This is a genomic window from Sulfitobacter sp. SH22 (assembly GCF_965641905.1).
Taxonomy (GTDB): Bacteria; Pseudomonadota; Alphaproteobacteria; order Rhodobacterales; family Rhodobacteraceae; genus Sulfitobacter.
On record NZ_OZ282573.1, the window covers coordinates 994,125 to 1,007,300 of the forward strand.

Consider the following 13,176-nt stretch of genomic DNA (forward strand, 5'->3'; position numbering starts at 1 on the left):
TCAGATGGGCCCTTGGATCGCTACATCTTGATAACCAGCTTTCCGAAATGTCCGGCACCTCGCATAGCGTGATAGGCTGATCGGGCATCCTTGAAGTCAAAAGTTTGATCAATCACCGGTTTCATGTTATGGGCCTCGATTGCGCGGTTCATATCGGCAAACATAGCCCTTGATCCGACGTAAATACCCTTCACGGTTATGGACTTTGCCATGATCGGAGTCGGGTTGGTCGCACCTGAAACGCCTGTTAAGACACCAATCAGACCGATAATACCGCCAACTCTGACTGCATTTACTGATCGGTCAAATGTCCCGGGGCCGCCGACTTCGACAACGCGGTCGACGCCTGATCCGGCCGTAAGTTCCAAGACAGCCGCATCCCATTCAGGGTTTGTTCGATAATTGATGACGTCACTGGCACCCAGCGCCTTCATCTTTTCCAATTTGTCGTCCGAAGATGAGGTGACGATTGTCCGCGCCCCCATCATCGTACAAAATTGCTGGGCGAAAACAGAAACGCCACCGGTTCCAAGCAACAGCACTGTTTCTCCAGCCTTCACTGGGCGCGGAAGAGTGAGTGCATGCCACGCCGTTAGCGCTGCACAGGGAAGGGTAGCAGCTTCCTCATCAGTTAGGCCGGGTGGTGTGGGAATAACACCGTCTTCGGGCAGAATGACTTCCTCTGCCAAGACGCCCTGACGAGCTCCTCCCAACGCTGAAGCCATGACGGAAGCGCTGATTTCACCGGCTACCCACTCTTCAAAAAAGCAAGAGGTAACCCTATCCCCTTCCTTCAACTTAACTCCTTCACCTACGGCGGTTATAACACCCGCCCCATCAGAGTTTGGCACAGTTGGAAATGGCAACTTGCGCGCACCCGCTCCCTCGATCGTAATCAAATCACGGTAATTGATAGAGTTCGCTTTCATGCGTACCCTCACCTGTCCGGGGCCGGGGATGGGTGTTTCGCGCTCTACGAGTTTCAGTGCATCTACGCCATCACCAGAAACGATTTCCCATGCTTGCATTCCAATAGTCCTTTTCAAATATCAATATAATTAGAGTCGTATCCGCTGGTTAACTTAACCGCGTCCGAGATCAGGGGTGAGGTCCCCAAGGGGCGGCCTGCAACAACTGGTTTTTCTGGCTCATCAACAAAGGTCTGATCTTGCTTCCAAAGACCATGAAGTCTTCATCCTTGAAGAGGCTGCTCCAGAAGTTACGGCGATCTGCATCGTCGTCAAATTTCCACAGATGCACGAGTTGGTGCAACTCACCGGTATCTGAAGTGAAATAGCCGACCAGTTTGGCATCAAAGCCGCCTTTTTCCAGCGCTGGCCAGCCATAGTCTCGGTAGACTCGGATGACCTCGGTCATTTGGCCAACATAGACCTGATAAGTTCGCAGTTCATAAATTGCCATTACGATTTCCTGTGTGAAAGGGTGTCGTTTTGCTGTTCCCTGATCCGTTTCATAGACCCAATTAGACCGGTCGTCTATATCTGACACAACATTCTTTGATCACTGATACTATTTTCAGAAGGAGATAGGCGCGTTGAATGTTGACAACGCGCCCATCTGGCCGATGGCTTCTTTATGTCAACAGCGCAAGGATCTGTTGCGCGGCGGCACCGGATGAGGCGGGGTTCTGGCCAGTGACGAGATTGGCATCACGCAGGACAAAGCTGCTCCAGTCTGCCCCTTTTTCATACTTGCCACCATTTGCCTTCAGCATGTCCTCAACCAAGAACGGCACGACGTCGGTGAGGGCCACAGCCTCTTCTTCGGTGTTGGTAAAGCCCGTCACACGGCGGCCAGACACCAGCGGTTTGCCGTCCGTCCCTTGCGTGTGGCGGAACACGGCGGGGGCGTGGCACACCGCACCAACGGGCATGTCGGCGGCGTTGAACGCCTCGATCAAACGTTTGCTGTCGGCGTCTTCGGCAAGATCCCACAAGGGGCCGTGGCCACCCGGATAGAAGATGGCGTCAAACCCGTCTTCGGTCACGTCCGAAAGTGTCAGCGTGTTCGCAAGATGCTTTTGCGCGTCGCTGTCGTCTTTGAAGCGACGGGTGTCATCCGTCTGTGCGTCCGGGCTGTCGCTGGAGGGATCAATCGGCGGTTGTCCACCTTTGGGCGAGGCCAAGGTGATATCCGCCTCAGCGTCTTTGAAGACGTAGTAGGGGGCCGCAAACTCCTCCAGCCAGAAACCAGTTTTTTTGCCAGTGTCCCCGAGCGTGTCGTGGGATGTCAGTACCATTAGAATTTTCATGTTCTTACTTTCAGTTGCGGCCAACGCGGATGACGCGCTTGCCAAAGTTTTCGCCGTTCAGCAAACCGATGAATGCTTCGGGCGCATTTTCCAGCCCATCGATCATCTCTTCGCGGTATTTGATTTTGCCGCTTTCAATCCACGGACCCATCTCTTTGACAAAGTCCGGATAGAGATGGCCGAAATCGTCAAAGATGATGAAGCCCTGTAGCTTGATTTTTTTGCGAAGAACCTGCCCCATGAGCCAGTTCATCCGGTCCGGCCCATCGGGAAGACTGGTCGCATTGTATTGCGACACCAATCCGCAGACCGGCACCCGCGCGTTCGGGTTCAATAGCGGGATGACCCCGTCCAGAACCTTGCCGCCAACATTTTCGAAATAGATATCGATGCCATCAGGGCTGGTCTTAGCAAGCTGTTCGGCAAAGTCATCTGCCTTGTGATCGATACAGGCGTCAAAGCCCAATTCATCGACCGCGTAGGCGCATTTATCTGGTCCGCCAGCGATGCCGACTACACGGCAGCCCAAGATCTTGCCGATCTGGCCCACGGTGGCACCGACGGGACCAGTTGCAGCCGCTACAACGATGGTCTCGCCAGGCTTCGGCGCGCCGATTTGGGTGAGACCAGCCCAAGCGGTAAAGCCGGGCATCCCCATGATCCCAAGTGCCCAAGACGGATGTGCAGGCGATTTACCCAGATTGGTGACGCCTGCTCCTTCGGTCAGAGCATAGTCCTGCCAGCCATTGAAGCTGAGTACATAGTCGCCCGGCGCGAACCCATCGACGTTCGAGGTAACGACCTGTGCCACTGTTCCGCCCTGCATGACACCGTCAATTTCCACGGGTGCGGCGTAAGAGGGTGCATCACTCATGCGCCCCCGCATATAAGGATCCAGCGACAGGAATTCCGTGCGCAGAAGCATCTGACCCGCGCCCGCAGAGGGAACCTCTCTCTCAACCAGGCGGAGTGTGTTCTTTGTCGGTGCGCCTTTGGGACGCTCCGCCAGAACAAGTTGGCGGTTCACTGTTTCGGTCTGTGTCATGTTCAAAATCTCCTAAAGGGCCGCTTCAAGAATGCGGCGGGTATCGTCGGTGGTGATGGCGCTATTTTCGCCAAGCGCGGTCAGGCCGTGGTCCTTCAAGGAGATGATGATGCGGTCAATCTCGGGCGCAGCGACGTCGTAATCACCCAGCCGCGTTTTGATCCCCATCGCCTCAAAAAATCCACGCGTAGCATCGATTGCTGCGTCGATTTGGTCATCCTCTGACCCCTCGCGGATGTCCCAGACGTTGGCGGCATATTGCAGCAGTTTCTCACGTTTCGGGCCGCGCTGGTCGTTCATCAGCGCTGGCAGCACTACAGCCAGAGTTCGCGCGTGATCGGTATCGTTCAGTGCGGTAATCTCATGCCCGATCATATGGCTGGCCCAGTCCTGCGGAACGCCCGCACCGATCAGGCCGTTCAGCGCCAGCGTTGCCGTCCACATCAGGTTGGCGCGGATATCGTAGTCGTCCGGCGTCTCAATCGCTTGGGGCCCAAGCTCGATAAGGGTACGCAGCAGGGTCTCGGCAAAGCCGTCCTGAACGCGCGCAGCAGACGGATATGTCAGATACTGTTCAATGATATGAACAAACGCGTCCGCAACACCGTTCGCGATTTGGCGGGGCGGCAGCGAGAAGGTGACCTCAGGGTCCAGCACCGAAAAGACCGGATAGCAGTGGGCGCTCATGAATGGGAGCTTCGCGCCCTTTTCAGAGTTAGTGATCACAGAGGTGGGATTCATCTCTGACCCTGTCGCGGGCAGTGTCAGAACGGTGCCAAACGGCATGGCACCCGTCACGACCGAGCCGTGCGATGTCAGGATGTCCCACGCGTCGCCATCATACAACGCAGCTGCTGCGATGAATTTTGTGGCGTCGATGACCGACCCGCCGCCGACGGCAAGCAGGAAAGTAATGTCTTCCTGACCGATGATCTCAACCGCCTTGAGTGCGGTTTCAAAACGCGGGTTCGGCTCAACCCCACCGAATTCGACCAAAGTGCGACCCGCAAGCGCCTCTCGCACCTGCACAAGAACGCCGGTCCGTTCAGCGCTGCCCCCGCCGTAGACGATAAGGACTTTTGCGTCTTCAGGGACTTGATCTTTCAGGTCCGCGATACGGCCCTTGCCGAACAGGATACGTGTCGGGTTGCGAAAATCAAAATTGTTCATTGGTTCAGGCCTCTTCGGTTTCAACGTGTAGGCGCACGTCGATGTTGCCACGTGTAGCGTTGGAGTAGGGGCAGACCTGATGTGTCGCTTCGACAAGACGCTGCGCGTCGTCGGGGGCCATGCCCGGCAAATGAACGGTGATGTCCAGATCAAGCCCGTATCCGCCCTCGGCGCGTTGGCCAATGCCGACCTCGATCGTGGTTTTGGACCCTGTGGCATCCAGCTTGAGCTGCTTCGCCGTGAGGCCCATCGCGCTGTCGAAACACGCAGCATAGCCAAGCGCGAAGAGCTGTTCAGGATTGACCCCTGGCTCGCCACTGTCCGGGCGGACCATCTGGACCGAAAAGCTGCCGTCGTTAAGGGCAGAGGTGCCGGAGCGCCCCCCGGTTGCCGTTGCGGTGGTTTTGTAGAAGATTTTCATAGGTTTTCCTTTTGTGAATAGACCGGTCGTCTATTCTGCTGGCAAAGTTTTTGGGATTTAGGGGGCTGGAACAAGGGCCTTCGTGGCATCCATTGCGGAATTGAGGGGGGCATCACTGTGCGAGATGCTCGCAATCAGGCTGGCCCCAAGCCACATATGATAGAGCATTTCCGCCGAGGCTCGGGGATCTTCGAGCGGAGCGATTGTGCCATCTTCCGCGCCCTGTTCAAGGGTCCGCGCCAGATGCGCCACAATATCAGAAACGCCTTTTTGCAGGATAATGCTCATGTTCGCAGATAGATCAGCAACCTCCGCCGATAGCTTGACGACCAGGCACCGGTCCTCAGGGTCCGGGCTAAGCTGTTTCGTGCGCCACCTTCCGAAATAGGTGAAAACCCGAGACCGCGCATCCATATCGGGATGCGCCAGTGACGCATTCAGGCGAGTGCCATACTCTGTCATAAACTCTTCCAACAGCGCACAGCCATAAGCCTCCTTGGAAGCGAAGTAATGATAGAACGACCCCTTGGGAACCCCAGCTTCTTTCAATAGAGAACTCAGACCGACACCTGTGTAGCCCTGCTGGGCCGTCAGGCGGCGTCCTGTGGTCAATATCTGTGAGCGGGTGTCGGTTTGCTGTTCCATAACTCCCCATATAGCCTCATTAGACCGGTCGTCTATAGCTAGCGTAGCATTTTTGATCACTGATATGTGAGCGATACTGAAAGCTGGGGTGGAAAAGCGCATCGATTGACATCGATGCCAGCCAGCATCGCTATCTAGCATGAACATTTCAACAAACCACGCAGATGCAAATCGGGTCAGCGCGTCCTTTGTCACGGACGCCCGAAAGCATGGCCGTCACCGCCGAGTCATTACCCTGTGATCGCGGAGTTTGACCTCACACCTTTTCAGGATTCTGTGGCTTATTTTTTGATCGCATAATGCAGTATTTGCCAGATGACCGCATCGTGAATTACACCTGCATAAAAAGAAGTCTCTCAATTTCGTATCAAACCTAAAGCCGCCATTGGTTCACTGTGCAGCATTGGTCGTTTTGGGCTTATTTTGTTGAAAAAGTCGGAAAATCGAAGACTGCATTTTTCCGCCAGAACCGCGCCAGATGCAAAAGTCCGGAGTATCTGTGTCTGAGCGGCTGGAAGGCTCCCCGGGAGAAGCAGAAGACGATTTCAGCCGACACCCTCGCCGAAATTTTTGGTTGGTCATGTAGCAGCTTAAAATTCTCAAACCCGGTGCCAAATCCGACTTTTTCAACAAAATAGGCTCGAAGCTGCCGTTCGCTGCAGGCTGCTCAAAGGTCCGCTAAGGGCCGGATACGTTCAATGAACCTTGGTTGCAGCCACCACTTCGAGCAGCCAGATTTCTACACCAAGCTTATCTCGGCGCGGACTGCCAGAAATGAGCGCTTAGGCCGCCATGGTTTGCCCTAAGGTCTTGGGAAAGATTGAGCGGATTGGGTGCACAGTCTTATGGCTTCCGATAACTGTCGGTTATCGGAAGCCAGTAGCGATAGCCTAACTATCTAACCTGTAAGATCGCGGACACGCAGTGATTTCCCGGTGCTCAGCTGATTTAAGTGACGCGAGGCAAGACTTATGTCGCGCAATACGCCGCCCGGCTGGGCACCGTTTCAAGACGCCCATGGGGCGGGTCGCTTCGGCGCTAAGTCGAGCGAGTAATGAATGGACGTGTCCCAAAATGTGTCCCAAAGCGCGACCCAAATTTCCTACTCATTGGAGGAATAACACTTATAATAGAGGATTATATGAAGTTTTAACCATTTTGAGGAAGTTAAAATGGCGGACAGACAGTCCGCCTAACATATGTCCGCTCATGTTCTCATGTGGTCATTTTAACTTATATTTTATTGAATATATTACCAAATCATAGCAGTACTTGTTCGTACGCGTTCATTGCCGTTCCCATAAAACCATGCTATTATAGGGGAACGTTTATGGTAACAAACTCAAATCGAGGAAAGAGTTATGCCGAAGAAGCTCAGCAATGCACTTGATGCTAAGACCGTAAAATACGCAAAGCCTGGACGACATGTCGATGGTGGTGGCCTGCACTTGCTAGTCAAAAAGTCAGGTGCGCGTTCTTGGGTTTTTAGATATATGTTGAAAGGTAAGTCACGGGACCTTGGGCTTTCTCGGTGTTCTGAAGCAACGGCGATACTGCAAGGTGCCGGTCACGATGAGTTAACCTTAGCCCAAGCAAGAGACGTAGCAACCATTTATAGACTAAAGGTCAAAGCAGGTATCGATCCAATAGCCGAGCGTGAAGACCTTGCTATTGCGAAAGCTGCAGAGGTTCAGGCGCAGAAAATCGCTAAGGTGCGGTTCAAGGATGTTGCTGAGGCCTATATTGATGCGAATGGAGATAGCTGGAAAAACAGCAAGCACAGACAGCAATGGAAGAACTCCCTCGCAACTTACGTCTACCCCATCATGGGAGATTTAGCTGTATCTGATATCGAAACCAGTCATGTACTTGCGGCAATTGAGCCTATCTGGAAAGACAAAGCCGAAACTGCAAGTCGTGTTCGTGGACGTATCGAAACTGTTTTAGATGCTGCAAAAGTGAGAGAATATCGAACCGGGGAGAACCCAGCTCGATGGCGTGGGCATCTTTCTCTAATTTTACCTACTCGAACAAAGTTATCCCGAGGGCACCATAAAGCTGAACCTTATCTTTCAGTACCTCAGATAATAACGCAGTTGCGCTCGCGCCGAGCCGTAGCCGCTCTTGCTCTTGAGTTCACAATTTTGACTGCTGCACGCACAGGAGAAGTTATAGGGGCCACGTGGAACGAGATTGATATTGATAGAGCGGTTTGGACAATTTCCGCGGAGCGTATGAAAGCTGGTCGAGAACATAGAGTGCCTCTTTCAAAGCGCGCCATAGAAATATTGCAAAATGTTAAGATGTTAAATGCTTCACATGTATTCTCTGGAAACAAAGGTGGTCCATTATCTCAGATGGCAATGTCTATGCTGCTCAGGCGCATGAAAACGGATGTCACAGTCCATGGCTTTCGGTCTAGCTTCAGGGACTGGGCCGCTGAATGCACAGGCTATCCCCATGAAGTTTGTGAAATGGCACTGGCGCATACCATCGGCAACAAAGCTGAGGCCGCGTATCGGCGTGGTGATTTATTTGAGAAACGTCGGCGGTTGATGGATGAATGGGCCGAACATTGTAATGCTCAGATTAGTGGAACCGCTGAAGTTGTTCCACTGAGAGGGATAGCTGGAAGTGACCATGGATAAAAGTTCACTTGAGGAACGGCAGGAGAAACTAGCCGAGCATTTTGATCTTCTTAGGCTTAAAGCCACTAGCGACACCGAACGCGGTGAAATCATGAAAGATTTTGTGTTGAAATTAGAACGAATGCGGCACAATTGCTCTGAATCTGGCACTGAGCGGGATGAGATTGACCGGCGTACACTCGCAAAGCTTGCTGATCCGCTAGAGCTTGGTCCGGAATTCTGCAGAGATGAGGGTTTATTCAGACGTTTGGCAATCGATCCAGCCGCCGCTAGCCGTTATTGGGACCAATCTCATGAGCAATTAAGTGCAGCCCAGTCAAAACGAGCAAGCAAACCCAGACCAAACAATAGGGATAAAATTACAACGGCGATCGAGGAAATTTTATCAGACAACCCAAAACTCAGTGCAAAAGAGGTGGGGCAACGTTTAACGAGCGGTGCTGATGTCATATTGATAGAAGAAGAATTCCGTCATTGTGAGGATGCATCGACACTTAAAATTAGCAACCTTCCCAATCGTGTGACAGATGCAAGAAAACGATTGAAGAAAGATTCAGGGTAGCCAGGTTAGCCTGATTATAAATGCGCTAGCACCGATCTATTACCAGTATGATCGGAGAGACCCAATGCGGTTCGACACACACCTGCCCAAACTTGCCTACAGTATTAAAGAGGCCTGTCAGGCCTCTAGCTTGGGCAAAACTACAATTTACGCCCACATCACTGCGGGCCGGCTACGAGCCGTTCGTATAGGTGGTAGAACCGTCATACCCGCAGATAGTCTTGATGCGTTGATAAATGGTGAAGGCTGCAAATCAGCAGCAAACACTCAATAAAAAACCACGCACCCTAAAGCACGCGGTAGAGTGTTCTTGTACCCATTCGTATAGCATGCATTAGGCGCGCCTTCAAAAAAAAAAGTGGGCAAGTTATGGCATATATCACTGTGATAAAGACTATCCGGCCGGTGTCACTCGGCAAACAATTTGGACTTAGTAAAAATGGATTTTTAACAAAAAATGTTGTTGCAAACATTTCAGAAGGTACCACCATTACCTTCGCTGAAGTCACCCCGAACAGGTTGAAAAATGTTCTAAAAAAAGCTGCTGCACGGGGTGATATAACCTTAATGCCCGGGCGTTTTTTTGGCGAGCAACCCAAGGCTGAGGCCACGCTCATTACAGAAAAAAATCTTGCGAAAAAGCTAGATTGTTCAGCATCAGATGTACCCGGAGGCGTACAAGAAATAGATGGCAAACGCTATGTCGCCCGCATCAAACCCGGGATTGAACCAAGCGATTGGATAGTGATCGACGCCGACAACCCGGAGGGCATTCCAGACAAATGGAGAGTCCTGAACCTGCAAGAACGCCTTGAGCTGCTTGAGCCGCTAGTTGCGGGGATCAGCACCTGTCTGCGTGTTGAGTACCGCTCGTCCAGCGCACGTGTTGTCAAAGATGGTCAACAGACAGGCGGCGCTACACACGCTTGGATACAGATTTCTGACCCTGCGAAAATGGAAATCCTGCGTGAACATGTCAAAGTTAATATGCAGCTGCAGGAGCTATCGTTTCCATCACCGCGCTTTAGTAAAAAAACTAAACAGGTGATCGGACATGAACAAAAAACCGTGATCGACCTGGCTGTTTGGCTACCGGGGCGTTTGGTATTCTGTTCAAAGCCGACTGTTTCGGCCGAGGGCTATGCTGTTGTTTGTGCAGACGTCACAATCGTAAACCCGGATGGTGGCATCCTAGACGTATCATCAATTGAATTGCCATCCGGCAACGACTTAAAACAACTACAGAAAGAAACCGGTCGTTTGCTATCATATTCCCAAAACAATGGGCTAAAAGTATCGGATACAGGCACCCTGACCCTGGATACCGAGATTGAAATCAAAGGGGCATCAAAACCTTTAAGCGAGGTTATCGCGAAGATGAAGCCAGGTGAAAAGGTTCGGTGCGAGACCCCTTTTCGTGCCAGTAAGTCTGAGGCGGCATTTATCCGATTACTCGACAACGGCTTGCCGATGCTGCACGACGTTGGCAACAGCACGAATTACTACCTGTCTGCGGGTCATGAAACGCGTCTGCGGAACGAAGATATTAGAGATATGTCCTCCCTTTTCTCTGATGCAACTCCAGGTACTGAGTTGCTCCAAAGGTTGGCGAACTCAAGTTCGCGCGATGAGGATGTGAAAAGGCCTGTATTACATTTGCTGGATGATCCAAACGCTATCATGCGGCGTGGTAAAAATCCTATAGCAAATCACTCAAATGCAATGGCAATAATTCGTTATGCCGCCGAGTGGGACGGCGTTTTGGCATATGATGAGCTTTCAGAAAACTTGGTACTGCTAAAACCTATACCGGGGACGCGGACACCCAAGTCTACTTTTAAGAAGCGGCCTATTTTAGATGATGATTTTATCTGGGCCTTAGCTTGGTTTAACCGTCATGGGTTCCCGAACATAGGAAAAGATAAAGTCATTGACGCCGTCGAAACAGTTGCAAAGGAGACTGTTATCTCTCCTATTCGCCACTATCTTGAAGACCTCGAAACCAGAATAAAATGGCACCCCAGCACCCACAGCGCTAAACTGCACCGCCTGTTCCAAGACTACTTTGGTACGATCGAAGACGCGGGTTTACCGGGTGCTGATCCAAAGTATCTGTCGACGGTTGGACAGAAGTTCATGATTTCTGCTGTAGCACGTGCCCTCAGACCTGGCTGCAAAGTCGACACCATGCTCGTACTTGAAGGGGATCAAGGCGCTGGAAAATCTTCTGCGGCGCGCACACTGGCCGGGGTTGAGTATTTTAGCGACAACCTACCCACGATGGGCACAAAAGATGCCAGCGACCACGTACGAGGCAAATGGATTATAGAAGTCGGTGAGCTGTCAGCGATGCAGAAGTCCGAAATTGAAACTACCAAAGCCTTTATCTCGCGTCAGGATGAGAAGTTTCGCCCAGCCTACAACCGGAAAGAAATCACCTATCCACGCCGGTGTGTGTTTATCGGTACGACAAATCAAAGGGCCTACCTACGCGATGAGACAGGTAATCGGCGGTTCTGGCCGGTGCAGGTTGGTAAAATTAACCTTACAGCATTGCAGCGGGATCGTGACTTGCTCTGGGCCGAGGCTATTTATTGGTATAAGGCAGGCGTGAAATGGTACCTGTCGGCTGAAGAAGAGGCGATGGCAAAAGAGGTCCAGAGTGACAGAGTATCGGAAGATATTTGGCAGGAACAACTATCTATTGCGCTAGAAGGTATCACGGAGATTTCTCTAACCGAAGCTGCCAAAGAACTTTTTTTGGATACTGCAAAAGTAAGCCGTGCCGATCAGAACAGGATCACAGCTAGCCTCAAAAGTCTTGGTTTCGTGCGGGAAGGCAAATTCACACAAGGCGCGTACCGAAACTCGGCGCGGTATATCCGCAAAAGCTAACCGAATTTGTGCCAAATCCTTGCGCACAGCTGATGCGCACAACCCTTAGTTTTGAGACATCTAAAATTGCGCACATGCGCACGACTTTTCCATGAAACTTTCTAAGTATATTTAACTATATGATATATAGCATATATTTAGGTTTATGTCTCAAGCACCCTAGGCTGTGCGCAAAAAATACGCTCAGAGAGGTTAGTTGCCAAAAGTCGTGCGCATATGCGCACGGGCCTCAAAAGCAAAATTGACTAAAAATAAACACTCTTGCGATTCACAAGCTATTCTCTTGTGTGTTATAATATAACTCACCATTCAGAGGTAAAACATGACAAAAATCTGCCATAAATCCTTCGCCTCGGGCAAAGCAAATAGGGAACTAAATCCTTTGCGCGCAGGTGGCTATAAACTGACGGAATCCTATGGCACTTGGCGACGCCGATACGACGCCTTGAATGTAATCGAGAGCGCGCTGGAAGATAAAATAGAAATACCAGCTGACTATGAACTTGGGGGCTGGACTGGCGCAGATTGGCCCACTGAACTCGAACGGCTCCCGGAGGATTTAGCGGAAGACATAGGTTATCGAATTTTACCGGGAGCCTTATCGCTATGTGATTATGCTAAGGCTACACCGGAAACAGCGACACTCGCCGCAATAGCCGAAAGAAAAGCTTCTGATATTGTAAATACCTGCGAACGATATCGGCCCTCAATTACTCGCCCAACAAAACGCTACAACGCTACACTTAATAGAATTAGTTCTGCTCGATACTTGGTTATTCAGGTACTAATGATGATCGAAGACAGTTTTGCGATGGCTAACGTACCTCTTTCTTTGAGGTAACCGAACTATGCCCCTACCATCCGTCTCTCAGCACAGCGCCAACCAATGCACAGCACGTGCAAAAAGCACAAAGCACCGTTGCCTAAATCCTGCTGCCTATGGATGCCGTACCTGCAGACTACACGGCGCAAGGAGGCGCAGTTCAATAAAAGCAGGCACAGACCATCCAAACTACCTACACGGCATAGAAACGCTCCAAGCTAAACGACAGCGCAGTGTGAAGCTAGCCGAATTACGATTGATAGAAAACGAGTTGTACAGCCAAGGATTAATACGCGGAAATAAAACATCTGGCAGAAAACCAGTTATTGGGTAATTGCAAAAGGGAGACTGCAATATGGCAACGGTAACATCTGTATAAATAGCGAAGTAGAAGAAGAAGTGGCGCTGCTACGAGACGTTCTCTAGCGTATTGCTGAAGCTTATGAAGGGCACTGTAGCAGGTGTTGTCAGACAAAGCCTATCACGTCTCAAAGTGCTATGTTCACACAAACCTATGAAGCGCAGATTTGGACCACATTTTCAGAGAAAAAGGCCGCGTTGTGATCGCAGAGTTACACCGTGTTGGGCCGTTCCGAGGAACAGTTATCCAAGCCGATGAGGAACAGGTCGAGGTGCTGGTCGATGAGGAAGAAGGTAACAAGCACTTCTGCACCGTGTAATCCAAGAACTGGAGC

13 protein-coding genes are annotated in these 13,176 nt (G+C 51.2%); 6 read left to right on the forward strand and 7 right to left on the reverse strand.

Annotation, left to right across the window (positions count from 1 at the left end; translation table 11 throughout):
* Positions 1 to 20: 20 nt before the first annotated feature.
* The 7 genes from ACSQ13_RS06860 to ACSQ13_RS06890 form a co-directional block, all read right to left on the reverse strand.
* A complete protein-coding gene (locus ACSQ13_RS06860) occupies positions 21 to 1,028 on the reverse strand; it encodes a zinc-dependent alcohol dehydrogenase family protein (RefSeq protein WP_295510313.1) in 1,008 nt (335 codons plus the stop codon).
* Between the two features lie 70 nt (positions 1,029 to 1,098).
* A complete protein-coding gene (locus ACSQ13_RS06865) occupies positions 1,099 to 1,422 on the reverse strand; it encodes an NIPSNAP family protein (RefSeq protein ID WP_295510311.1) in 324 nt (107 codons plus the stop codon).
* Between the two features lie 172 nt (positions 1,423 to 1,594).
* The gene (locus ACSQ13_RS06870; protein ID WP_295510308.1) at positions 1,595 to 2,272 is read right to left on the reverse strand and encodes a type 1 glutamine amidotransferase domain-containing protein; all 678 of its coding nucleotides are present in this window, start codon (positions 2,270 to 2,272) and stop codon (positions 1,595 to 1,597) included.
* Between the two features lie 10 nt (positions 2,273 to 2,282).
* Entirely contained in the window at positions 2,283 to 3,317 is a 1,035-nt protein-coding gene (locus tag ACSQ13_RS06875; protein ID WP_295510305.1) for an NADP-dependent oxidoreductase, read from the reverse strand.
* Between the two features lie 12 nt (positions 3,318 to 3,329).
* Positions 3,330 to 4,487, reverse strand: coding sequence for an iron-containing alcohol dehydrogenase (locus tag ACSQ13_RS06880; RefSeq protein WP_295510302.1), 1,158 nt, complete (start codon positions 4,485 to 4,487; stop codon positions 3,330 to 3,332).
* Positions 4,488 to 4,491: 4 nt separating this feature from the next.
* Complete coding sequence (locus tag ACSQ13_RS06885) at positions 4,492 to 4,908, reverse strand: organic hydroperoxide resistance protein (RefSeq protein ID WP_295510300.1); 417 nt, start codon at positions 4,906 to 4,908, stop codon at positions 4,492 to 4,494.
* 57 nt (positions 4,909 to 4,965) lie between these two features.
* Positions 4,966 to 5,553: a TetR/AcrR family transcriptional regulator gene (locus ACSQ13_RS06890; protein WP_295510299.1), complete on the reverse strand. Its 588-nt coding sequence runs from the start codon at positions 5,551 to 5,553 to the stop codon at positions 4,966 to 4,968.
* A gap of 1,361 nt (positions 5,554 to 6,914) precedes the next feature.
* Between ACSQ13_RS06890 and ACSQ13_RS06895 the strand changes: the two genes are divergently transcribed.
* The 6 genes from ACSQ13_RS06895 (at position 6,915) to ACSQ13_RS06920 (ending at position 13,161) form a co-directional block, all read left to right on the forward strand.
* Positions 6,915 to 8,201 (forward strand): tyrosine-type recombinase/integrase, encoded by a 1,287-nt coding sequence (locus ACSQ13_RS06895; RefSeq protein ID WP_295510297.1) that lies wholly within the window; start codon positions 6,915 to 6,917, stop codon positions 8,199 to 8,201.
* A complete protein-coding gene (locus tag ACSQ13_RS06900) occupies positions 8,194 to 8,763 on the forward strand; it encodes a hypothetical protein (RefSeq protein ID WP_295510295.1) in 570 nt (189 codons plus the stop codon). Before ACSQ13_RS06895 ends, ACSQ13_RS06900 begins: the two co-directional genes overlap by 8 nt.
* A gap of 64 nt (positions 8,764 to 8,827) precedes the next feature.
* Complete coding sequence (locus ACSQ13_RS06905; protein ID WP_367268344.1) at positions 8,828 to 9,037, forward strand: helix-turn-helix domain-containing protein; 210 nt, start codon at positions 8,828 to 8,830, stop codon at positions 9,035 to 9,037.
* Between the two features lie 95 nt (positions 9,038 to 9,132).
* Positions 9,133 to 11,658, forward strand: coding sequence for a virulence-associated E family protein (locus ACSQ13_RS06910; protein WP_295510293.1), 2,526 nt, complete (start codon positions 9,133 to 9,135; stop codon positions 11,656 to 11,658).
* A 322-nt stretch (positions 11,659 to 11,980) separates the two neighbouring features.
* Positions 11,981 to 12,499 carry a hypothetical protein gene (locus ACSQ13_RS06915; RefSeq protein ID WP_295510290.1) on the forward strand — a complete coding sequence of 173 codons (519 nt, stop codon included), beginning with the start codon at positions 11,981 to 11,983 and terminating at the stop codon, positions 12,497 to 12,499.
* Between the two features lie 509 nt (positions 12,500 to 13,008).
* A complete protein-coding gene (locus ACSQ13_RS06920) occupies positions 13,009 to 13,161 on the forward strand; it encodes a hypothetical protein (protein WP_435988234.1) in 153 nt (50 codons plus the stop codon).
* Positions 13,162 to 13,176: the final 15 nt, after the last annotated feature.